Source organism: Streptomyces sp. B93 (assembly GCF_018070565.1).
In the GTDB taxonomy this organism is placed as follows: domain Bacteria; phylum Actinomycetota; class Actinomycetes; order Streptomycetales; family Streptomycetaceae; genus Streptomyces.
The window spans coordinates 127,870-150,906 of sequence record NZ_JAGPXL010000007.1 but is presented as its reverse complement, the minus strand read 5'-3'; the positions used below and the strand labels follow the sequence as shown (position 1 = coordinate 150,906).

Below are 23,037 nucleotides of genomic sequence, written 5' to 3'. Positions count from 1 at the left end.
GTAGAGACACCCGGGGGCGTCCCTACCAGATCAACCGCTGTGATTCTCGGGTGCGGCTATGCCGAACCTACGCGGTGGCGTCCTCGCTGGAGTTGAGTATCGCGTCCAGTTCGGCGTCCAGCGCCGTGTCGAAGAGGATCTCCTGACCGCCGGCCGTGCTGGCGTCGGCCTCGAAGAAGATCTCTCCCATCGGTGACGGGAAGAATGCGGGCTTCTTGGTGAGCGGGTAGTTGGTCATGCCTTTCCCCTATCTGCCTCGTGGGCGTCGGTACTCCATGGAATTTTTCCATGGAGCAGAATTCCAAATTATCAAGCGTTGCTACTCGTGACAATGGCTGGTGGATAAATATCCGTCGGAATTCGGTTGGTGTAGTGGAGTTCCACTAGAATCGGACTCGAAATTACCTGCGCACGATCAACTCCGTGAGACCGCGGAATGCGGGAATGGCCCTCCGCTTCGGCGGCGCGGTGGGATCGAGGGACAGGGTGGGAAAACGGTCGAGCAGTACCTCCAGGGCGACCCGGGCCTCCAGCCGGGCCAACGGTGCGCCCAGGCAGCGATGCCCACCGATCCCGAACGAGACGTGATCCATGCGCTGCCGGGTGATGTCGAACCGACCGGGATCCTCATGGACCCCCGGATCGTGATTGGCCGCGACCAGCGCCGCCCACACCCACTGGCCCTTGCGGACCGGACAGCCCGCCACTTCCAGATCCGTGGTGGCGATCCGGTCGGTGACGGTGACCGGACTGTCGTAGCGGAGCACCTCCTCCACCGCCCGCGGCAGCAACGAACGGTCACGGCGCAGCAGTTCGAGCTGGTCAGGGTGTTCCAGGAGAGCCAGGACACCGTTGCCGATGAGGTCCGTGGTGGTGAGGTTCCCCGCCACCAGCAGCATGACGAGCGTGGAGACCAGTTCCTCCAGACTCAGCTGGTCGTGCTCGTCGTGGGCCAGCACGAGGGCGGTGATGAGGTCGTCGCGGGGGCTGCGCGCGCGTTCCTCGATGGCCTCCACGAAGAACATCACCAACTCGTCGCGCGCCCGCGCGATGCGCTCCCGGGTCTCCTCGGAGAGCGACGGGTCGTATTCCAGCGCCAGGTCCTCCGACCACACCTTGAACCGGTCCCGGTCCGAGTCGTCGACCCCGAGCAGTGCGGCGATGGTGGAGATCGCCATCGGCGCCGCGTAGGCGGCCATCAGGTCGAACGAGGCCCGCCCCGCCACCGCGTCGAGCAGGGTGTGGGCGATCGCCTCGATGTGCGGACGCATCGCCGCGACCCGGCCCCGGGTGAAGGCCCGGCTGATCAGCCCCCGCACCCGGCGACGGTCGGGATCGTCCATGAACATCATCGACGATCCCGCCATGGCCCGCTGCACCCGTGTGTAGGGACCGTCGAGCGCCTTCTCCGGGTCCTTCGCGTACACCGAGCCCAGCAGGACCTCCTCGACCTCGGCGTGGCGCAGGGCGATCCAGCCCTCAAGGGACGTGTCGTAGACCATCGGGTCGTCGCCGTGGCGCCGCAGCTCCGCGTAGGGGTCTGCGCAGAACTCGGGTGCGACCCAGCTCAGCCCGGCCGTGCCGGTCCTCTCCTCAGCCACCGTTCCTCCTCCCCAGAAGTCGACTGCGCATGTACTCCGCCGTGTTCAGCGGGTTGCCGTCGGTGCGCGCACGGCGGGGCGTGTCGCCGCGCACCGCCCGGTCGCCCTCGGGGCGGGACCACCAGACGCCCTCCCCGCGGGTCAGGCCCGGAAGCGCCGTCTTGCAGCCGGTGACGCTCCGGGCCGGAAGCTCGCCGCTGATCCGCCAGAAGCCGCCGCGCGGCACGGTGGCCGAGATCCGGGCCTCCGCCCGGGACAGCAGACCGCTCACCGCGGCCATGGTGTCGGCCGGGAACTCCACCTCGAAGGCGTGGCACGGTTCGAAGACGGCACTGCCCGCCCTGGCCAGCGCCCGCATCACCACCACCGGTGTCAGGCCCCGGAAGTCACCGCCGGTGCTGCACGCGTTGTCGAAGGCGTTGTGCACCAGCGTGATGTGGCAGTCCGTCACCGGCCAGCCGTAGAGGCCCTGGTGGAGTGCGGTGCGGGCAGTTTCCTGGATGGCGGTGCGGAACGCCTGGGGCAGCGACCCCTTCTCGGTCTCGGTGGACCACTGGACACCGGCGCCCCGGGGCGCGGCCGTGACCTGGAGACCGATCCCGGCGACGAACGGACTGCGGCCGATGTCCACGCGCGCCGATCCCGTGCCCACAGGGCGTTCCGTGTAGATGATCCGGCTCGGATTGAAGACCGCCTCGATACCGAACTGCTCGCGCAGCCGCTCCGCGATGACTTCCTTCTGCACCTCGCCGTAGAGCAGCACGGAGGTGCGCCCGCCCGCCAGCGACCGGGCGTTGATCAGCGGGTCCTGGGCCGCCAGCTCCAGCAGGGCGGCGTGCAGGCGGGCCGCCTGCCCGGCACGGCGCGGCGACACGACCGACTCGAGCGTCGGCGGGGGGAACCGCGTCGCACCGTCGAGGGTGCCGGGGCCGCCCAGACAGTCCCCGACACGGAGGTCCGCGACACCCCGGATCCGGGCGATGCCCCCCGGGCGCAGCACGTCGTCCCCGGAACCACCGACGACGTCCAGGCCGGTCACCGTGGCCCGGTAAGTGTCTACGCCGTCCTCGCCGAGCCGGTGCCAGGTCAGCCGCTCCCGCTCACGGACCCGCCCGCCGAACAGCCGCAGGAAGCCCGTCTTCTCACCGTCACCGCCCCGCTCCACGGCGAACACCGTGCCGCGTGGTGCCGAGCCCTCGGACTCCTGGGCGGTGCGGGGGAGCGACCTGTCGATGGTCTCCAGGAGGTCGGCGACTCCGGTCCCGTCGCGGGCGGAGCCGAACACGACCGGACAGACACCCGCGTCGGCGACCTGGGCGGCCAGCCCCCGCCACACCTCGGCCGCTTCCGGGAGTTCCCCGGCCACCAGTGCCGCCAGCAGATCGTCGTCCGAGTCGGCCAGCACCTCGGCGGCGGCCGCCACTCCCGCCGCGTCGCCCAGCACACGGGTCACCGTGGCGTCGGGAGTGCCCGGGGCGAGCGGGCGGTTGAGCGGGACGGTCCGCACCGACAGCGTGTCCCGGATGTCGGCCAGCAGGTCGTCGGTCCGCGCGCCCATCCGGTCGATCTTGTTGACGAAAAGGAGCGTGGGCAGTGCCATGGCGCGCAGGGTCCGCATGAGGACGCGGGTCTGTGCCTGCACCCCTTCGACGGCGGAGACCACCAGAACGGCCCCGTCCAGGACCCGCAGGGCGCGCTCGACCTCCGCGATGAACTCGGCGTGCCCGGGTGTGTCGATCAGGTTGACCTGGAGCGAGCGATAGGTGAAGGACGCCACCGCGGTCCGGATGGTGATGCCGCGGCGCCGCTCGATCTCGTCGCTGTCCGTCTGTGTGGTGCCCTCGTCCACGCTGCCGGGCCGTTCGATGGTGTGGGTCTCGAAGAGCAGTCGCTCGGTCAGCGTGGTCTTGCCCGCGTCCACATGGGCGAGGATGCCGATGTTGACCGTCGTCGGCTCCGTGGCGGGCTCGGGCAGCACGGCCGTCATGCGGATCCCCCCGCCGCGCTGTGCCGGTCGAGGAACGCGGTGACGGCGGACAGCACCTCCACGGCATGCGTCACCATGCCGTGGTGCCCCGCCCCGGGCACCTCCTGGTACTCGCACCCGGGAATCGCCCCGGCGACCTCCCGGCCCAACTGCGGCGGGCACAGCAGATCGTGGGCGAAGGACAGGACCAGACACGGCACCCGCACCCCCGTCAGCGCCGTCAGCCGGTTACCGTAGCCCCGCGAGGCACGCAGCGACCGGACGGCCCGCGCACGGTCCCGGACGGCGTCCGGTCCGCGGGCCCCGGCCAGCGCGAACACGGTGTCGTCCGCACCGCTCAGCAGCCCCGGCGACATGGTGGCCAACAGCTCGAACACGGTGGCCACGGCGTCCGGCACCGCGCCCCGCTCGATCTCCTCGCAGGCCAGCAGGTACTCCCGGAAGAACCGGGTGGGGCGGCCCCGGGTGCCGAGCAGTACCGCGCCCCGTACCCGGTCGGGCCGCAGCAGGGCGAGTTCCTGGGCGAGGAACGCGCCCTGGGACCAGCCCCACACCCACGGCCGCAGCGGGATCGCGTCGAGCAGGGCGCCGAGGTGCCCGGCCATCGCCTCGATCGACTCCTCGCGCGGGCCGAGGCGGTCGACCAGCACCAGTTGGTATCCCGCGGAGTTGAGCAGCGGGGCGAACGGCCGCATCGAGGACGACGGCACCGCGATGTTGTTCAGGAACAGCAGGGGCCGTCCCGTACCCAGCACCTCGTAGTCGAGGCGCTGGCCCGCCACGGTGACGTGGCCGCCCATGGACCCGGTGGGGGACAGCATTCACTCTCCCACCGTGAGCGCCGGGTCACGTCTCGCGGCGCACACGTCCGCGATCCGTCCCACCGTGCGGTGCTTGACGATGTCGGTCATCGAGCACTTCACACCCAGCTCCCGGGTGATCCGGCTGGCCAGCGCGGCGACCCGGAGGGAATGGCCGCCCAGATCGAAGAAGTCGTCGTCGACTCCCACCTCCTCCAGCCCGAGGACCTCCGCGAACAGGCGTGCCAGCTCCCGCTGCTCCTCGGTGCGGGGCGAGGGCCGCTCCGCACCCGGACGGGGCGGCGGCTCGGGTAGGGCGTTCCGGTCGACCTTCCCGCTGGGAGTGAGCGGCAGCCGGTCCAGGACCACCAGGCGGGCCGGCACCATGAACTCCGGCAGCAGCCGCGCCACATGACCGCGCAGCGCCGCCTCGGACAGGGGCGGGTGCGGCGGCTGGCCCGGCCGCCGCCGCGCCCCGGTGACATAGCCGATCAGCCGGGTGTCCCCCCGGCCCACCGCCGAGGCCACCACCACCGCCTCGGCGACGCCCGGACACGAGGTGAGAGCCGCCTCGACCTCACCCGGCTCGACCCTGATGCCCCGTACCTTCAGCTGGGCGTCGCCGCGGCCGACGAGTTCCAGCTCCCCGTCGGCGTTCCACCGGGCCAGGTCACCCGTGCGGTACATACGGGACCCCGGCCGCCCGTAGGGATCGGCGACGAAGCGTTCCGCGGTCATCCCGGGCCGCCGGTGATAGCCGAGGCCGAGCCCGCCCGCGACGTACAGTTCGCCGACCACGCCCTGCGGCAGCGGTTCCAGCCGTCCGCCGAGCACCCGGACCGCCATGTTCGCCAGCGGGCGGCCGATCGGCGCACCTGCCGAGACCGCCGGTTGCCACGCAGGGTCGGCGACGTACGCCGTGGCGTAGAACGACTCCGTCTGACCGTAGGCGTTGACCAGCCGCGCGTTCGGCCACTCCGCGCGGATACGACGGACCAGGCCGCCGGTGAGCGGCTCACCGGCCGAGACCACCGTCTCGGGGCGGATGTGGCCGACACCGCCGTCGAGCAGCTCGGTCAGCACCGAGGGCACGGCGCACAGCACGGTGCCCGACCAGCCGGCGCCCTCCCGCAGCGCGAGCAGGTCACCGACGACATCGAGCGTGCCGCCGGTGAAGAGCGCCGCGCAGATCTCGAACACCGAGACATCGAAGTTGACCGAAGTGCTCCCCAGCACCCGGGTCACCCCGTCCGGCGCGACCCGCGGCACGAGCGCCAGTACGTCGCTGACGACGGTGGCGTGGGTGATCACCACACCCTTCGCGGCACCCGTCGAACCGGAGGTGTACATCACATAGGCGGGGTCGCCAGCGTCCGCGCCGACCGGTGGCACGGGCTCCGGCCCGTGGGCGGACGCACCCCCCACGAGGTCGTCGACCAGCACGCACCTCGCGTCGGAGGCGGGCAGCAGCGGCTCGGTCCCGGCGTCGGTGACCACGAGCACCGGCCGCGCGTCGGCCAGCAGGGGCCGCAGCCTGCCGCCCAGCCAGCGGGGGTCGAGCGGCAGATAGGCGGCCCCGGCCTTCAGGATGCCGAGCATCGCCACCACCAGGTCCGCCGATCTCGGCAGCGCCAGGCCGACGACGCCGCCGCGGCCGACCCCGCGCTCACGCAGCCCCGCGGCGACACGGTCGGACCTCGCCTCCAGCGCCCGGTAGGTCAGGGTGACACCGTCGCAGGTGACGGCGGGCCTGTCCGGGGTGCGCACGGCCTGACGGGTCACCATGGCCGGGACCGAGACTCCCGGCACGGCCGCCGCCGCGCCACCGGACCGGGCCAGCAGCTCCCGCCGTTCGTCCTCGGAGACCAGTGCCACCGCACCCACCGTGACACCCGGGTCGGCCGCGACGTGCTCCAGCACCCGCAGGAACCGTGAGGCCATCCGCCGCGCGGTGGCCGCGTCGTACAGGTCCGTCGCGAACTCCAGGGTTCCGGTCGCGCCCCCGTCCGGGAGTTCGCTCAGATCGAAGAAGAGGTCGAACTTCGAGGTCCCCGTGGTCACGGCGCACGGCGCGGCGGCGACGCCTTCCAGTGTCAGCGGGGGCCAGGCGATCGTCCGCTCGTGCCAGGCCAGCATCACCTGGAAGAGCGGGTGGTAGGCCGTCGACCGTTCCGGGTTCAGCGCCTCGACCACCCGGTCGAACGGGACGTCGAGGCGGTCGTAGGCGTCGAGCGCCTTGCCGCGGACCTGGTCGAGAACACCGTCGAACGGTGCGTCGTCCGACAGCGCGACCCGCAGCACCCAGGTGTTGCCGAAGTCCCCGACGGTGCCGGTGACCGCGTCGTCGGCGCGGCCCGCGTGCAGCGCGCCGATCGGCACGTCCGCTCCGGCTCCCAGCCGGTGCAGCAGCACGGCGAGCGCCGACTGGAGGATCATGGACACGGTCGCACCGCGCCGCCCGGCGACCGCTCGCAGCCGGTCCAGCAGCTCCTCGGACACGGTGAGGGGGACCGTGCCACCCCGGTGGCTTGCGGAGGCCGGCCGGGGCCGGTCCTGGGGCAGCCGCAGCGGCTGCGGCAGGTCGGCCAGCTCCCGCCGCCAGTAGTCCAACTGCCCCTCGACGCGCCCGCCGTCACCCTCAGGCCCCGTGTCGAGGTCCCGCTGCCAGTGGGCGAACTGGGAGTACTCCACCTCGATCGGCTGCCAGGCCGGGGCCGTACCCGAGCGCCGGGCCGCGTAGGCCTGGGACAGCTCACGCGCCACGATGCCCTCGGACCATCCGTCGCTGGCGATGTGATGCGTCACCATCAGCAGGACGTGCTCATCCGGGCCGGTGCTGAACAGCGTGGTGTGCAGCGGCGGTTCGGACGACAGCGAGAAGGGATGCCGCGCCTGCGAACGCAGCGCCGACTCCAGCTCGGCCGGAGCCACCGTGCGCAGCCGGAGCCGGGGAGCGGCGTCCCGCAGGCGCGGCACCGGTTGCCCGTCGACCTCCTCGAACACCGTGCGCAGGGTTCGATGGCGGGCGACGACGTCCGTCAGCGCGGCTGACAGCGCGTCGGTGTCCAGCGGCCCGGTCAGCCGCCAGGCCAGGGGCATGTTGTAGGTGCAGCCCTGCGGGTCGGCGGCATGGACGAGCCACAGCCGCCGCTGGGCGAAGGAGACCGGCGCGGGATCCCCCGACAGGGCGGGCCGACGTGCCGGTCGCGTCGTGTCGCGACCCGAGCGCGCCCGTACGGCCTCGGTGAGCGCGCCGACCGTCGGGTTCTCGAAGATGACGCGGATCGGAAGCTCGACGCCGAAGGCCGAGCGCACCCCGGCCGCCAGCCGGGTGGCGAGCAGGGAGTGACCGCCCAGGGCGAAGAAGCTGTCCGCGCGGCTGACCCGGGGGACGCGCAGGACCTCCGCGAAGAGCGCGGCCACGGCGTCCTCGTCGACGGATGCGGGAGCCTGGTACGGCGCGGCCCGCCGGTCGTCGGGCAGTGCCGCCCGGTCGATCTTGCCGTGCGGTGTGCGCGGCAGACGGTCGAGCACGACACAGGCCGACGGCACCATGTGCTCCGGCAGATGCCGCGCCAGCCGGTGCCGTACGGCCGCACCGTCCGGTTCCGGCCCACCGGGCACCGGGGCCACGAAGGCGACCAGCCGGTTCCCTCCCGACCAGTCCTCGCGAACGGTGGCGGCAGCCTCCAGGACATCGGGGTCCCGTTCGAGCGCCGCCTCGACCTCCTCCAGCTCGACCCGGAAGCCACGGACCTTGACCTGGTGGTCCGCCCGGCCCACGAACACGAGTTCTCCGTCCGGGTTCTCACGCACCAGGTCGCCCGTGCGGTACATCCGGGCCCCCGGCGGCCCGAAGGGGCACGCCACGAACCGCGTGCCGGTCAACGCGGGCCGCCCGACATAGCCGTGCGCGACACCGGTCCCGGAGATGTACAGCTCCCCCGTCTCACCGGGCGGCACCGGGCGGAGCCTCGCGTCCAGGACGTGCACCCGGGTGTTGTCCAGGGGCCTGCCGATCGGGACCTCCCGGCCGGTCGGCCGCCCGAGGTCCGCGTAGGTCGACCACACCGTCGTCTCGGTCGGCCCGTACAGGTTCACCACCTCGGCCGCGAGGCCGCGCAGCCGCGCCGCCACGTGCTCCGACAACGGTTCGGCACCGACGAACGCCCTTATCCCCTCCACCGCCCGCGGCCCCTCCGGCTCGTACGCGAGCAGCTCACGCCAGAGCGACGGAGTGGCGTGCAGGACCGTCGCCCGGGTCTCGGTCAGCAGCTCGGTCATCAGCCGCGGGTCACGTACGGTCTCGGCGTCGGCCAGCACGACCGCGGCGCCGCTGATGAGCGGAACGTAGAACTCCGGGACGGCCATGTCGAAGGCAGCCGTGCTCACCGAGACCAGCCGGTCCCCGCCGTCCATCGGCAGCAGCTTGCGCATCGACGCCAGCAGGTTGGCGAGCGCCCGGTGCGGCACCACGACGCCCTTGGGGCGGCCGGTGGAGCCGGACGTGTAGATGACGTACGCCGGATCCTGCGGACGTCGCCCGGTCACGACATCCCCGGTGTCCGGGGGCGGTGGCGCGACAGCGGCACCGGACTCGTCCACGGTCAGGGTCGCCGGGGCGCCGTCGTCGGCGGTGCCGGGGGCGACCAGCCGCAGCGCCGCGCCCGACTCCGCGAGCATGAACCGGACGCGTTCCGCGGGGTACCGAGGGTCCACGGGCAGATACGCCGCGCCCGTCCGCTGTACGGCCAGCAGCGCCACGAGCATGCCCACCGAGCGCGGCAGACACACCGCCACGACCGTGCCGCGACCCGCGCCGAGACGGCGCAGCACCGAGGCCAGCCGCCTGGCGCGGTCGTGCAACGACGCGTAGGTCACGTGCTCCGTACCCCGGATGACGGCGATGGCATCGGGGGTCCGTGTCGCCTGTGCCTCGAACAGTTCCGGCACGCCCTCGTCGGGGAGCGTGCCGGGCGGTGAGCTGCTCAACATGACCTGTCTCTCCCGCCCCGTGAGGTCAGTTGCGTAACGCGTGGAGGCTCGCGCCTCGAACTTGTCCAACCGCTCCCTCGTGGAAACTCGTGCGTTGGACACCAAACACCCGCCCGCCCAACGGAGTTGGCAAAAGCGCAGTTGACGGCTTGATCCTCCGTGCGGCACCGCCCGGCGTCGAGCCGTACTGAAGCGGAAATGGACGGAGGCTCAACTTCAAGCCGACGGCAGTGCCTATGGTGAGAGGCCGTGTCACTCCCCGTAGTTCCACTCAGCCATGGAGAGGAGCACCACGATGACGAATCCGTTCGACGACTCCGACGGCCGCTTTGTCGTGCTGGTCAACGACGAAGGGCAGTACTCCCTGTGGCCGGCCTTCGCCGACCGCCCCAACGGCTGGCGCGAGGCGCACCGGGAGGACACCAGGGAGGCGTGCCTGGAGTACGTGGAGCGAAACTGGACGGACATCCTGCCGAGGAGCCTCGGGGCGGGAGGGGCACGGCCGTAGCGGGTGAGGCGGGGGGCGGCGGGTGCGGCGGTCTCGCGGACCTGCCCGTTCCCCTGGTGTGCACCCCGTTCCCGAGGCTGCTACTGGAAGGTTTGGTCAGAGATCGTCCGGCGGCGACAGGAGTCGGTCCTGCGGGGAGAGCCTTCGCCACTGGCTGGGCGTGGTGCCGTAGGTCTGGCGGAAGCGGCGGGAGAAGAAGGCGGGGTTGGTGAAGCCCCAACTGCGGGCAATGGTGTCGATTGTGCGGTGTGCGTGCCCGGGGGCTGCGAGGTCGGCACGTGCACCCTCGAGCCGACGGCGGATGATCCACTTCTCGAGACTGACTCCGCCGTCGTCGCACAACCGGTACAGCGTCCGCACGGAGGTGTTGTGCGCCCAGGCAATCCGCTGAGGGGTGAGGTCGGGTTCCCTCAGGTGGGCGCGGGCGTAGGCCAGGACGCGGGTGAGGAGGGTCTCCCGTGCGACTGCCCGGCGGGTGAGGTCGTCGCCGGCCACCGACACCACCCAGGCTCGGACGAGTTCCACGGTGGCGGAGGCGAGGGCATCGGCTTCCGGGCCCATGCTGACCTGGTCGGCGATGCGGTGCACGCCGAGGACGTGGTTGATCAGCAGCCGTCCGACGGGGCTGTGCTCGAGCGTCGGGATCGATGCCCGGATCGTGTCCTCGGGCAGGCTGAGGCGTTCGGTGTCGAACATCAGGGCCAGCGTGCTGCCGAGGCCGGACCACCAGTACTCGTACCCGGCAGGCATGTGGTGCATGGTCGCGCTGTTCGGGCCGATGCGCTGCCGGTGGTCAGCCCAGGTGAAGCCGCCGGCTCCCTGGCGGTGGATATTGATCGCGACGGTATCCATCGCATCGCGCCGTGCCTGCCGGAGCGAGCGGGAGATGCGCACCCCCGTGCCCTGGGTGTGGAAGAGCGTGAGCGGGCCGAGGTGCCAGAGTTCGAGTCGTTTCCAGACCCCCTCCTCGGTCTCCTCCTGGACGGCGGAGACGCCGCCCTCACCGGCGGCCACCGCCTCGAAGGCCGCGATCCGGTCACCGACTCGAAGATCGTTTGTGTCGAGGACGAGCACGGCGCCTCCCGTTCCGGGCAGCGCCGGGTCGCCGCCTAGGACGCGAGTGTCCGCCGTGTGCGGCTTTCCAGGCAAAGATGCCTGTATGCAACACGCGCATGCGGGGCACGTCTCCTCTCCTGTGGCTCGCGAAGCAGCAGGTGCGCGGGTGGCCGGCCGGAGCCGTGGCACACAGGGGACAGGATCGGGCAGGCAGGGTAAATCCGACGGATGATGCCCGTGCCACGCTCCCGCACAAGTCCTTCACAAACGGCGGGGTGCGGCGGGGAGGACGGGTTCATGCGGCACCCCGGCTACCGGTTGGGAGAAGCCCATGCCCTTCGTCACCGCATCCGACGACGCCCAGATCTACTACAAGGACTGGGGAACGGGCCGCCCCGTCGTCCTCAGCCACGGCTGGCCTCTGAACTCCGACAGCTGGGAGGCCCAGCAACTGTTCCTGGCCAGCCATGGCTTCCGTGCCATAGCCCACGACCGGCGCGGTCACGGCCGCTCCACCCAGACGTGGAACGGCAACGAGATGAACACCTACGCCGACGACCTGGCCACGCTCATCGACACCCTGGATCTGCGTGACGCCACCCTGGTCGGCTTCTCCACCGGCGGCGGCGAGGTCGCCCGCTACGTCGGCCGCCACGGCACCGCCCGGCTCGCCCAGATCGTGCTCGTCTCCGCGGTCCCGCCGTTCATGCTCAAGACCGACGACAACCCCGGCGGCGTCCCGATCGAGACCTTCGACTCGATCCGGGCCGGATCGCTCGCCGACCGCTCACAGCTCTACCACGACCTCGCCGACGGGCCGTTCTTCGGCAACAACCGGCCCGGTGCCGTCGTCTCCCCAGGCACCCGAGAGGCGTTCTGGCGACAGAGCCTCCAGGCCGGGCACCGGGGCGCCTACGAGTGCATCGCGGCCTTCTCCGCCACCGACTTCCGCACCGACCTGGACGCCATCGACGTGCCCACGCTGGTCATCCACGGCGACGACGACCAGGTCGTGCCCTTCGAGGTCGGTGGCAAGGCGTCGGCCGCCCGCATCAAGAACGCGACGCTGAAGGTCTATCCGGGCGCCCCGCACGGCATCACTGACACCCACAAAGAGCAGCTCGGCGCCGACCTGCTGGAGTTCCTCAATTCCTGACGGAGCAAAGCCCGCGTCCCCGGCCGCCCGCCGGGGATGCCCGAGCAAGGAGCCAACACATGATCTTCAGCGGTCAGCGGCCTCACCGCCGTACCGTCAGCACGTGCCTGCTCGCCGCCGCGCTCGTGGCCGGCCTGGGCGGTGCGGTCGCCCCCGTCTCCGCCACTCCGGCACACACCAGCGGCCCGAGACCGACCGTCGTCCTCGTCCACGGTGTCTTCGCCGACGCCTCCGGCTGGTACCAGACCATCGCCGCCCTGCAGAAGGCCGGCTACCCGGTCATCGCCCCCGCCAATCCGCTGCGCGACCTGGACAGCGACACGGCCTACGTCTCCAGCGTCCTCGACAGCATCGACGGCCCGGTCATCCTGGTCGGCCACTCCTACGGCGGCGAGGTCATCACCAACGCCGCCCGCGGCCACACCAACGTCAAAGCTCTCGTCTACGTCGCCGCGTTCGCCCCCCACCAGGGCGAGAGCGCTCTGCAACTGGCCGGCAAGTACCCCGGCAGCAAGCTGCCGGACGCCTTGATCACCCGCGACTACCCGCTACCGGACGGCAGCACCGGCAAGGACGGCTACATCGACCCGGCGAAGTTCCGCGAGGTGTTCGCCGCCGACCTGCCGTCCTCCCAGACCCGTCTGATGGCCGCCGCACAACGCCCCGGCAGCGTGGACGGGCTGGCGGCTCCCAGCGGCGCGCCGGCCTGGAAGGACCTGCCGTCCTGGTACGTCATCCCCGGCAGCGACAACGTCATCCCGGCCGCCGCCCAGCGCTACATGGCCCAGCGCGCCCACAGCCGCACCGTCGAGGTCAAGGGCGCCTCCCACGTCGTGATGATGTCCCGCCCCGACATCGTGGTCCGCCAGATCCACTCCGCCCACCAGGCCACACGCTGAGGAGCACACCCATGCAACCCGACACCATCGTCCTCGTCCACGGCTTCTGGGTCACCCCGCGCGCCTGGGAGCAGTGGATCATCCACTACCAGGACAAGGGCTTCCGCGTCATTGCCCCGCCCTATCCCGGCTTCGACGTGGAGGTCGAGGCCCTCAACGCCGACCCGGCCCCGATCGAGGCCGTGACCGTCCCCGCCATCATCTCCAGCCTGGAGAAGGTCATCACCGAGCTGGATCGACCACCCGTCATCATGGGGCACTCCGCCGGCGGCGCGTTCACCCAGATCCTCCTCGACCGCGGATTCGGCGCCGCCGGAGTGGCGATCAACTCCGCGCCCACCGAAGGCGTCGCCGTCGTTCCGCTGTCCCAGGTTCGCTCGACCTTCCCGGTGCTGAGGAACCCCGCCAACCGCCACCGTGCTGTCGGCTTCGACTACGACCACTGGCGCTACGCCTTCACCAACACCTTCTCCGAGGACCAGGCCCACGCCACCTACGAGCGCTACCACGTCCCGGCACCGGGCAGCATCGTCTGGGGCAGCGCCCTGGCCAACCTCCACCCCGGCCACACGGACACCTACGTCGACTACCGCAACGCGGACCGGGCGCCACTGCTGTTCTGCTCCGGCGAGCACGACCACCTCATGCCGCCCAAGGTGCAGCAGTCCAACGCCAGGCACTACAAGGCCGAGGGCACCCTTACGGAGGTCGTGGTCTTTCCCCGCCGCTCTCATCTGATGCCCGCCCAGGACGGCTGGGAAGAGGTCGCCGACTACGCCCTGGAGTGGGCCCTCGCCCACGCCTGACCGCCGCCCGCGGCACGCACCGGGCCCGGGACAGCTTCCTCTGTCCGGGCCCGAGGAAGGGAGCCTCCCACATGGGCACCATACGCATCACCCACATCGGCGGTCCGACCACGCTCATCGAGACGGGCGGCTGGCGGCTGCTGACCGACCCCACCTTCGACCCGCCCGGGCAGCGTTACGGCTTCGGCTGGGGCACCGCCTCCCACAAGTCCGCCGGCCCCGCCCTCGCCGCCTCCGACCTGCCGCCGGTCGACGCCGTCCTGCTCAGCCATGACCAGCACGGCGACAACCTCGACCACACCGGACGCGACGTCCTGCGCACCGCCCGGACCATCCTGACCACCCCGGCCGGCGCCCGCCGCCTCGGCCAGCGGGCTCACGGCCTCGCCCCGTGGACCGTGACCCGCCTGCACGCCCCGGATCGCCCCACCATCACCGTCACGGCCACCCCCGCCCGTCACGGCCCGCCCCTGTCCCGGCCCCTGACCGGACAGGTCACTGGCTTCGCCCTCACCTGGGAAGGCCAGCAGCACGGCGCCCTCTGGATCTCCGGCGACACCGTCTTGTACGGCGGCGTCCGCGAGGTGGCCCGGCGCCTGACCGTGGGCACCGCACTGCTCCATGTCGGTGGTGTGCGCTTCCCGATCACCGGACCGGTCCGCTACACCATGACCACCGCGCACGCCGTACGCCTGTGCCGCCTGCTGCGACCCCGCACCGCCATCCCCGTCCACTACGAGGGCTGGCACCATTTCCACGAGGGCCGCGACGCCATCGAGCACGAACTCGCCCGCGCACCCACCGATATCCGCACCCGCTTCCGCTGGCTCGCCACCGGAGTCGCCACGGACCTCAGCGCCTAGTCGCATCGGGCGATGTGTTTATGTGGCACCCAGACCTGACCTGACATGGCGGTCATCGTGCCATGCGGCCGCTCTGAGGAGGGCCGCGAGGAGTCGTCCGGCCGCGGCCTTCGCGGCTGTCACCACGTGGGCTTCGCGACATTGCCGTAGGACCAGGAGGAGCCCTTCGACATCTCGAAGTGCAGGTGGGGGCCGGAGGAGTTGCCCGTGCTGCCGACCTTGCCGAGCTGCTGTCCGGCGGCGACTCGCTGGCCGGCCTTCACCTGGCGTTGTGAGAGGTGCGAGTAGGTGTAGACGTGGCCGTTGTCCGCGGCGAGGCCGATCCACTGGCCGTACGCGCCGCCCTGGCCGTTCGACCAGGCGATCTTCCCGCCGCGTACGGCGACCACGGGGACGCCGGACTTGGCGGCGAAGTCCTGCCCCGTGTGGCGGCCGACACCGTCGGGTTTCCAGGCGTAGGGACCGCGCTGGAAGAACCCGAAGGTGACCTTGTGGCCGGGCACAGGTGAGGCGACCTTCCCCCTGCCGCGCCGTGCCGGCTCGCCGTCGAGGCGGAAGAGACCGGTGATCCGGCCGAGGGTGGCCAGGGAGGTGGGGCCCGGGACGCCGTCGGCGTCGGCACCCTTGAACCCCTGGGCCAGTTGCTCGGCACGGTAGGCGGCCTTGGTCTGGGGACCGAAGCGGCCGGTCGCCTCGTCGATCTTGCGGCCCCGCTTGATGAGGGCCTTCTGCACGGCGCGCACGTCCTCGTTCTGCTTGCCGAACTGAACGTTGGAGACGGAGACCATGGGGCACTCCTAGTACCAGTGGGGAGCCCGGCGCGGATCGGCCTGCTGGACGCGGGCGGCGAAGTCCGAGCCGGACTGGTTGACGTCATAGCGGTGCCGCACGTAGTTGACCGTGGCGCACATACAGGCGACCACGTCGTACGGCGTGGTGGCGGTGCCCGCCTGGTGGTGGCTGGCGAAGCTGCTCGGAACGCACTGCGTGGCGCCCCGGGAGCAGTTCAGCGGATGTCCGTCCGGGGCGATCCGGCCGCGCGCGTTCCTGTCCGTCATGTTGACCCGGAACCTCGGATGGTTGGAGGCGGATTCGCGCTGGGCGATGGTGGCGAGCGCCGGTACGCCGAACTTCGGGTCCATTCCGGTCAGTTCGCACGCCCGGCGCGCGTAGCGGCGCATGGCCTCCTCGCCGGAGTCGTCGCCCGGATCACGGAAGGTGACCTGGGCGAGCGTCAGCCGTCCCGCGCCGCTGTCCGACATGGGTTCGTCGTCGAGGCGGAACAGGCCGGTGATCCCGCCGAGGGCGGCCAGGGAGGTGCGGCCCGGGACGCCGTCCGCGTCGGATCCGCTGAAGCCCTGGGCGATCTGCTCGGCCCGGTAGGCGGCCTTGGTCTGCTCGCCGAACAGGCCGGTGGCGCCGTCGGGGATCTCGCGGCCCCGCCTGAGGAGGGCCTTCTGCACGGTGAGTACGTCCTTGTTCCGCTTTCCGAACCGGACGTTGGACAAAGCGACCATGGCGCACCGGGGTTGAGTCGAACCGATGGTGTGACGGAGCGGCGGGAGAGGCGTGAGCCGCCGCCGGGGACGCGCCCAAGCCTCGTGCGCGGGCTGATCCGTCCGTCCGCTTCGACGGTACGGAGAACGGTGTCAGCGCGGCGTCATTACGCCGTCATCAGCGCCTTCCACCTCCTTCCAGCTGTGCTCCGCCAAGTTGCACGGGGTGCGGGCGGAGCCGAAACTGGTGACGACACGCCCTGTCGGAGGGCGCGCCCGGGTGGGCCATCGCTCGTGAGGCGGTAGCGGTCAACATGATCCCTGATCCTCCCCGGCTGCGACTGCTCGGCCAGTTCCGGTTGGAGCTGGACGCCGAGCCCGTGGAACTGTGCCGCAACGGCCAGCGGTTGCTGGCCTGCATGGCGCTGCGGGGGCGGGTGTCACGGACGGTACTCGCCGGCACCCTGTGGCCCGAGGTCACCGAGGGGCACGCCAGAGGCAGCCTGCGCACCACGTTGTGGAAGCTGCCCCGGGGCGAGCCGCCCCTCGTCGCCTGTCGCGGGGACGCTCTGCTGGTCGCCCCGGCCCTGCGGGTGGACGTGCATGCCCTCACCCGGACCGCCCTTGGCGTGGTGGAAGGGTGCGGTCCGCCGCTCGACGTACGCCCGCCGCTGGGCCTGCTGATGGGAGAGGACCTGCTGCCGGGCTGGGACGAGGACTGGGTGCTGATGGAGCGTGAGCGGCTGCGGCAGCTGCGTCTGCACGCCCTCGACGCGCTCGCCGAGGCCCTCGTACGACAGGGCAGACCGGCCCTCGCGATGGAGGCGGCGTGGGCGAGCGTCCGTGCGGAACCGCTGCGTGAGAGCGCCCACCGGGCCGTCGTGGCGGCGCACCTCGCGGAGGGCAACGTCGGCGAGGCGGTGCGCCACTACGAGGGGTTCAGCCGGCTGTTGCGGGAGGAACTGGGCGTCGAGCCCTCACCACGGTTCGCCGGGATGCTGCCCGTGCGGCCAGGAGACCCGGACAGGAAGGCGGCATCATGCACCAGAGCGTTCGCGACTACTGGATCAGCTTCAACGACCCGCTCGAAGGGCGCGTCAACTTCATGTACCTGGATGTGAAGGGGTATGTGAGCACCGGCATCGGCAACAAGATCGACCAGACGGCACGGGACAACTCCGCACCGACCGCGCAGGAGCGCGGCGCCTCGCTGGCCGCCGCGGGCAGGCTGCGCTGGCTGGTCAACGACACGGGCACGGACGCGGCGTCCGGGGAGATCGCCGCCGAGTGGGACACGGTGAAGTCCCGCATGGACCTCGCGCCGCTCGGGCACCGCCGGTTTGCGCCGCCGCTGACGCGTCTGCACGTCGACAACGACGAGATCGACCGGCATGTCTTCGAGAAGCTGGACGAGATGGAGTCGGTGCTTGTCGGCCGTGTCGACAGCTCCGGGCACCACCCGTTCGGGGAGTTCGCCTCCTGGCCGGCCAACGCGCAGCTGGCCACGCTCAGCATGGCGTGGGCCATGGGCCCGAAGTTCCGCTTCCCCAAGTTCCAGGGCCATGTGAGCGGCCGGAACTGGATCGGTGCCGCTGACGAATGCCACTTCACCCCGGACGTCGGCACCATCCGCATCCGCAACAAGCTGGACCGGGCCCACTTCCTGATGTCCCGCGAGGTGGAGGACCAGGGACTGCCTCCGGAGCAGATCGCGCTGGACGTCTCGGACGTGTTCGGCGTGCAGGGGGCGCTGCTCGCCCTGGGCTTCACCCCGCTGTCGCAGGACGGCGTCGACGGCCCCCGCACTCAGGGCAAGGTCAAGGAGTTCCAGTCCGCCAACGGCCTCGGCGAGAACGGTGCCTTCGACGACCCGGACACCGTGGCGGCCCTCGCCGCCCAGCTCTCGGGCCTCGGGTTCACCGTGTTCGGAGCCTGACGGACGACACCCCCGTCCTGCCCGTCCTGAGGCATCCTCAGCAGACAGTGCGCGGATTGAGCAGGTCCCGCAGGAACGACTCCGGGTTCGGGATGGCGTCGGCGAGAACGCCGAGGTCCATGTCCGGTACCAGGGTGACGGGGAGGGCCAGCGGGCCGAGCACCACGGGTGCCAGAAGCTGCCAGTTCTCCATGTGCTGGATGCTGCGCAGCAGTTCCCGTACCGTCTCGCGCCAGTCCACGGCCGGCATCTGCGCGGGCACGGCGAAGCTGACCAGGTGTCCGGTCTTGCCGCCCCCGGTGGGCATGCGCGCGAGGCCCGCCAGGGCGTCCTGGTGCAGGGCCGGGTCCTCGTTGAGGTGCTCGCCCCAGATCTGGGCGCGCAGGTCACGGACGGACACCCCCACCCGGTGCGGCGCGCCCCCCATGGTGCCGTCCGCGAGGTCCGTGTCGAAGACCCCGAGATGCAGTTCGGAATCAGTGGTATGGGAGCGGAAGTTCAGATTGGCGCTGCCCGCGGCGGCGTACTGGTCGTCTGCGATCAGCAGCTTCGCGTGGACGTAGATCTGCGCCGAACTCGCCGCCTGCTCCAGGTGGAAGCAGTGGACACGCGCCGGGGCGGCCGAGGCGATGCGCTGCAACGCCTCCGTACGCAGTGCCTCGTGGGCGTCCTTGAGCCCCGGCGCGTCGAAGTCGCGGGCGGTGACCAGGATGAGCTGGACGCCCCGGCCCGCGGCGTCCCGCAGGTCCTCGACGAGGGGGGAGGGCCACAGGTACTGGTCCTCGATGTAGATGTAGTGCCGCGCCCGGCGTATCGCCTTGCGGTAGGCGGCCGTGACGGTGAACTCGCCACCCGGCAGGAAGGAGTAGACGCCCTTGCAGGTGAGGGTGCGCAGGACCTGCACCGCCTGGGTGCCCGACCGTGTCGGTGGTCCGGGTGCCTCGGACTGCGGGACCGGGACGGGCGGGGCGTCGATGCGGCTGGGCGGGGTGGGGTCGTTCCAGCGTTGGACCAGGCTTTGCCAGATCTGGCCGACGGCCGGTCCGAACACCGCGCACTGCACGTCGTGCCAGCCCGGCAGGGAGATCTTCGTCCCCAGGAAGTCCGGCTCGCGCTGTCGTACGGGGGGATCGACGTGGGCGCCGTTGTCCCAGCGGTCGAGACACACGTCGATCCCGCCGACGAACGCGCACGGGCCCTCGGCGGCGCCCTGCACGACCGCGCACTTCTGGTGGTGGGAGCCGAAGTGACCCACCCTGGCGTCGAGGATCGCCTGGGCGCCCGCGTCGACCAGGCCGGTTCGGAAGTCGAAGTTGTCCTTGGACGGCAGGGTCGGCACCCTGGGCCTGCGCACGGGAAGAGTGGAGAAGTGCGAGCCGTACAGCAGGGCCCGTACGACGATGCCGTCGGCGCGGAGCTTGCGCAGCCGGTCGAGGACCCCCGGGGAGCCGGTGACCGTCGGGCGCAGCAGCTGCTCGGGTGAGAACCGCCAGCCGGCGAACAGCACCCGGTCCCCGGCGAGCAGGGCGTCCAGGCGGTCGGCCAGCAGGTTGTAGTACGCCTCGGCGTCGACGAAGAAGTCGACCACGTTGTCGCGGGTGAAGGCGGGAGACCGGAAGGGTCCGAGTTCGGCGCCGGTCAGCAGCCATTCCTCGGGCGTGACGCCCGGCTCGGGCGGGCGTTCGGCGGCGGCCTGCAACTCGTCCAGCGTGCGGACCGTCAGCGGGCCGACGTCGTCGATCACCTCGGCCGGCGGGACGCCCAGTACCTCGATCTTGAAGCGGGCCACCGCGCGGGCCGTCTCGTCGCCGTAGTCCCCGTCCGCGCCGAACCGGGGCAGACAGCCCGGGTCCCGGTCGAGCAGGGCGATCTGCACCTTGCGCACCGCCGGATTCCTCCGGTGCCGGGTCCGGGAGATGCGGTCCTGGTCGTCGGCGACAGCTTGCAGCAGCGTGTCGCCGGCGAAGAGCGTGCAGGTGAGCATCCCGGATCTCCTTGCCTCTCGGACGTGCCGGGCCCTGCCCTCAGGGGGTCCGGGGCCGCTTCTCGGGAGGCTGCGGCGCCGCGACCGCTGCCCCGGACGCCCCGGACGCCCCGGACGCCCCGGACGCCCCGGACGGCCCGGGGGGCATGGGCGGCAGACCGGCGGCGAGGCCCGGCAACAGCACCGGCTCCAGCCGCACCCGCTCCTGGGCCGCGAGATACCGCTCCAGCTGCGGCGGCCGGTAGCCCGTGTCGCGGTCGTACCGCTCCTTGGCCGGCACCGCCAGGAACTCGTTGCCGTCGAGTTCACCCTTGTCGTTCGCCGCCTCGCCGATCGGCCGGTGCAACGGCTTCGCCAGGCGGTACATGCCGGTCCGGGAGGAGTGCAGCGGCCCCGAACCATCGGGCCGTACGCGGAAGTCGGTGCTCGCCTCGGGCCGCATCACCCTGGGCCCGGCCTCACTGAGGACGTCCACGTCGAACTCCAAGCCGTATCTGCGGGCCTGGTCGACCATCCACAGCAGGGCGATGTCGGACAGCCCGGTCTCCGTGTAGCTGCCGCCGACATCGCTGTGCACCCCGGCGAACCACACCTGCTTCAGCTCCTGGCCCTGCTGGTCGGCTCCGGGCCGCTGGTGCCACAGGGTCGGCCGGAACGCCGAGCGCTGCTCGTCGACGGCCAGCGCGTGGAAGGCCGCGCGGACCCAGCTGCTCAGCTCCGTGTCGTGGAACGCCCAGCGGCGGTTGAACCGGGTCGCGTACGGCTGGAGCCACGGTTCGCTCGGCATCGGGATGCCCAGCGAACCTACCGTGTCCCACACCCCGATGAAGTTGATCTCCGTCTCGCGGGCGTAGGAGCGGCGGAACAACGTGGCGGCGGCGCCCTTGGGTTGCTCGATCCGGTCCCGGTACAGGGCCCAGGCCTCAGGGATCCGGTCGGCATGGTCGCGGCGCAGGATGCCGCTGTTGAGGATCAGCCCCGCCAGGCTCCGGGCGGTGAAGGCGCCCCGGCTGAAGCCGAAGAGGAACAGCTCGTCGTCGGGCTCGTAGGTCTCGACGAGGAAGCGGTAGGCGTCGACGACGTTCCGGGACAGACCCACACCGAACGCGCCGCCCTGCACCCGTTCGCGCCGGTGGGTGCCGACGCCGCCGTGGTAGTAGACGCGCTGCTCCCGTCCCGCGGCGGTTCCGGGGATCACCGACAGGGCGACCTTGGCGACGTTGGTCTTGCTCGGCTGGTCGGCGAAGTTCCAGGTGCCGTCGCAGCAGACGGCCAGACGCTTGGCCATGAGCATCCCCTCTCACGACAGTGGAGCGGCGCCTAGCACCACTTCCATGCTGGCACCACCTGGAACGCCCCGCCATGCGACCGTCGTGGACCGGGTGCTCGTCGCGACGTCGCCCTCGCGTTGTCCTTCCGCGACGGCGAGCACGTCCGCTACGACCCCCCGCACCATCCCCGCCGAGCGCGAGGGCGCCCAGTACCCGTGCGCTGGTCGACGGGGTCATCGAGTCGCCGCGGGCCGATGTGGCGAGCGTGGACATTCGGGCTAGGCTGGTGAGTTGTAGCAAGCGCACGCCGCCCGAGGTGTGCTGCGGCGGCGAGTTCGAGACGCGCGAATCCGAGACCGACACGGTGTTCGCCGACGCCGGTCCGCCGACACCGCCGCCGCGGCGAAGGGCGCGCCGCACCAGTTCTCGTACACGGCGACGGCGGCCCGGAACTGCCCGGCTCCCGCGTCTCGGAACGCCCGGCCCCTTCCTCAAGATCGATGCGACTTCCGCGGACAGCGGATCGACGCGCGCGACGGCTGAAGGCTCGTCGACGTCTTGCGCCCGTCCGCCAGGCACATCCCGGCACGAGGAGGACCCGCCCATGAGCGAGCCCGGTACCGTCGCCCTGCGGGCCCTCCAGGACGGCTCCGTCCAGGCCGTCGCGTTCAGCCCCGACAACAAGCGCTTCGCCAGCGGCGGCAGCGACACCCAGCTGCGGGTGCGGTCGGTCGGCATCGGGCCACCGCCGCTGGAGGTGCCCACCGATGGATCCGTGTCCGGCATCGCCTTCAGCCCGGACGGCACCAGGATCGCCGTGACCGACTTCGAGCAGGTGTTCCTGCGGGACAGCGCCACCGGCACGGCCCTCTGGCAGGGACCGCTCGCCCCGGGCAACTCGGTGAACTCCGTGCGGTTCGCCCCGGACGGGCGGCTGATCGCGGCCACCGACACCCTGGTCGCCGTACTCGACCAGGCCACCGGGGAGATGCAGCAGCGCATCACCGTCGACCCTCCGCAGATCGCCGATGTGGACCTGAGCCGGGACGGCACGAGGGTCGCGCTCGCCGTCGACGAACGCCACGGCGGCAACCACCAGCACGCCGGATCCGCCCGGGTGCACGACCTGGCCACCGGCGAGCAGGTCTCGCGGCTCACCCCGGAGGACGCCGTCCTCGCCGTCGCGTTCAGCCCGGACGGGCTGAACGTGCTGTGCTGTGCCGCCGACGACACCACCCGGATGTTCGAGGCACAGACCGGCAAGCAGGTGTGGCCCACCCCGGAGGACATCGACGACCAGGTCACCGCCCCGAACTGCCTGGCCTTCGACCCCAAGGGCAGATGGACGGTGGTCGGCGGCTCCGACGGGCTCGCCCGGGTCCTGGACGCGGACACCGGCGTCGAACGGGGCCGGGCGCCGAAACTGGACCCCGGCCACCCGGAGGAGGAGAGCTTCGGAGCCGTCACCCAGGTCGCGTTCAGCCCGAACGGCAAGCACGCGGCCAGCGCCTCCATCGACAACGTCGTACGGCTGTTCGACATCGAGGGCAAGGAGCTGTACACCGTGCCCACCGACGAGGTGCTGGCACTGCGGTTCAGCCCGGACGGCCGCTGGCTGGGCGTCGGCACCGTGAACGGCGCCCTCGTGATCGACAACGGCGAAGCACACCGGGGATGAG

At 71.5% G+C, this 23,037-nt stretch carries 18 protein-coding genes; 8 read left to right on the top strand and 10 right to left on the bottom strand.

Annotation, left to right across the window (positions count from 1 at the left end; translation table 11 throughout):
* Positions 1-67: 67 nt before the first annotated feature.
* The 5 genes from KBY47_RS09580 to KBY47_RS09560 form a co-directional block, all read right to left on the bottom strand.
* Positions 68-238: a hypothetical protein gene (locus KBY47_RS09580; RefSeq protein WP_210920562.1), complete on the bottom strand. Its 171-nt coding sequence runs from the start codon at positions 236-238 to the stop codon at positions 68-70.
* A gap of 163 nt (positions 239-401) precedes the next feature.
* Positions 402-1,601 (bottom strand): cytochrome P450, encoded by a 1,200-nt coding sequence (locus KBY47_RS09575; RefSeq protein WP_210920561.1) that lies wholly within the window; start codon positions 1,599-1,601, stop codon positions 402-404.
* Positions 1,594-3,588, bottom strand: a complete 1,995-nt coding sequence (locus tag KBY47_RS09570) for a translation factor GTPase family protein (RefSeq protein ID WP_210920560.1) — start codon at positions 3,586-3,588, stop codon at positions 1,594-1,596. Before KBY47_RS09570 ends, KBY47_RS09575 begins: the two co-directional genes overlap by 8 nt.
* Complete coding sequence (locus KBY47_RS09565) at positions 3,585-4,409, bottom strand: alpha/beta fold hydrolase (RefSeq protein ID WP_210920559.1); 825 nt, start codon at positions 4,407-4,409, stop codon at positions 3,585-3,587. Before KBY47_RS09565 ends, KBY47_RS09570 begins: the two co-directional genes overlap by 4 nt.
* Complete coding sequence (locus KBY47_RS09560) at positions 4,410-9,383, bottom strand: non-ribosomal peptide synthetase (protein ID WP_210920558.1); 4,974 nt, start codon at positions 9,381-9,383, stop codon at positions 4,410-4,412.
* Positions 9,384-9,678: 295 nt separating this feature from the next.
* On the opposite strand from KBY47_RS09560, the gene KBY47_RS09555 reads away from it, so the two are divergent.
* The gene (locus KBY47_RS09555; protein WP_210920557.1) at positions 9,679-9,891 is read left to right on the top strand and encodes an MbtH family protein; all 213 of its coding nucleotides are present in this window, start codon (positions 9,679-9,681) and stop codon (positions 9,889-9,891) included.
* 96 nt (positions 9,892-9,987) lie between these two features.
* Here the strand turns inward: KBY47_RS09555 and KBY47_RS37175 are convergent, their stop codons facing one another.
* Positions 9,988-10,965 (bottom strand): helix-turn-helix domain-containing protein, encoded by a 978-nt coding sequence (locus tag KBY47_RS37175; RefSeq protein ID WP_210920556.1) that lies wholly within the window; start codon positions 10,963-10,965, stop codon positions 9,988-9,990.
* Between the two features lie 313 nt (positions 10,966-11,278).
* Here KBY47_RS37175 and KBY47_RS09545 point away from each other — a divergent pair, with 313 nt between their 5' ends.
* From KBY47_RS09545 to KBY47_RS09530, 4 genes are all read left to right on the top strand, one after another.
* Positions 11,279-12,103 carry an alpha/beta fold hydrolase gene (locus KBY47_RS09545; RefSeq protein ID WP_210920555.1) on the top strand — a complete coding sequence of 275 codons (825 nt, stop codon included), beginning with the start codon at positions 11,279-11,281 and terminating at the stop codon, positions 12,101-12,103.
* Between the two features lie 59 nt (positions 12,104-12,162).
* Positions 12,163-13,002, top strand: a complete 840-nt coding sequence (locus KBY47_RS09540) for an alpha/beta fold hydrolase (protein WP_210920554.1) — start codon at positions 12,163-12,165, stop codon at positions 13,000-13,002.
* Positions 13,003-13,013: 11 nt separating this feature from the next.
* On the top strand, positions 13,014-13,808 hold the full coding sequence (locus tag KBY47_RS09535) for an alpha/beta hydrolase (protein ID WP_210920553.1): 795 nt from the start codon (positions 13,014-13,016) through the stop codon (positions 13,806-13,808).
* Positions 13,809-13,879: 71 nt separating this feature from the next.
* A complete protein-coding gene (locus KBY47_RS09530; protein ID WP_210920552.1) occupies positions 13,880-14,671 on the top strand; it encodes an MBL fold metallo-hydrolase in 792 nt (263 codons plus the stop codon).
* Positions 14,672-14,790: 119 nt separating this feature from the next.
* Here KBY47_RS09530 and KBY47_RS09525 read toward each other — a convergent pair whose 3' ends face one another.
* Positions 14,791-15,459: a M23 family metallopeptidase gene (locus tag KBY47_RS09525; protein WP_210920551.1), complete on the bottom strand. Its 669-nt coding sequence runs from the start codon at positions 15,457-15,459 to the stop codon at positions 14,791-14,793.
* A 9-nt stretch (positions 15,460-15,468) separates the two neighbouring features.
* The gene (locus KBY47_RS36395) at positions 15,469-16,188 is read right to left on the bottom strand and encodes a peptidoglycan-binding protein (RefSeq protein ID WP_247694442.1); all 720 of its coding nucleotides are present in this window, start codon (positions 16,186-16,188) and stop codon (positions 15,469-15,471) included.
* Between the two features lie 293 nt (positions 16,189-16,481).
* Here KBY47_RS36395 and KBY47_RS09515 point away from each other — a divergent pair, with 293 nt between their 5' ends.
* Positions 16,482-17,288, top strand: coding sequence for a BTAD domain-containing putative transcriptional regulator (locus tag KBY47_RS09515; protein WP_210920550.1), 807 nt, complete (start codon positions 16,482-16,484; stop codon positions 17,286-17,288).
* The gene (locus tag KBY47_RS09510) at positions 17,207-18,103 is read left to right on the top strand and encodes a peptidoglycan-binding protein (protein ID WP_210920549.1); all 897 of its coding nucleotides are present in this window, start codon (positions 17,207-17,209) and stop codon (positions 18,101-18,103) included. Before KBY47_RS09515 ends, KBY47_RS09510 begins: the two co-directional genes overlap by 82 nt.
* A gap of 37 nt (positions 18,104-18,140) precedes the next feature.
* Here KBY47_RS09510 and KBY47_RS09505 read toward each other — a convergent pair whose 3' ends face one another.
* Together KBY47_RS09505 and KBY47_RS09500 are read right to left on the bottom strand one after the other, a co-directional pair.
* Positions 18,141-20,087, bottom strand: a complete 1,947-nt coding sequence (locus KBY47_RS09505) for a phospholipase D-like domain-containing protein (protein WP_210920548.1) — start codon at positions 20,085-20,087, stop codon at positions 18,141-18,143.
* Positions 20,088-20,127: 40 nt separating this feature from the next.
* Complete coding sequence (locus KBY47_RS09500; RefSeq protein WP_210920547.1) at positions 20,128-21,375, bottom strand: DUF2235 domain-containing protein; 1,248 nt, start codon at positions 21,373-21,375, stop codon at positions 20,128-20,130.
* Positions 21,376-21,962: 587 nt separating this feature from the next.
* Between KBY47_RS09500 and KBY47_RS09495 the strand changes: the two genes are divergently transcribed.
* A complete protein-coding gene (locus KBY47_RS09495) occupies positions 21,963-23,036 on the top strand; it encodes a WD40 repeat domain-containing protein (protein ID WP_210920546.1) in 1,074 nt (357 codons plus the stop codon).
* The last annotated feature ends 1 nt before the right edge of the window (position 23,037 follow it).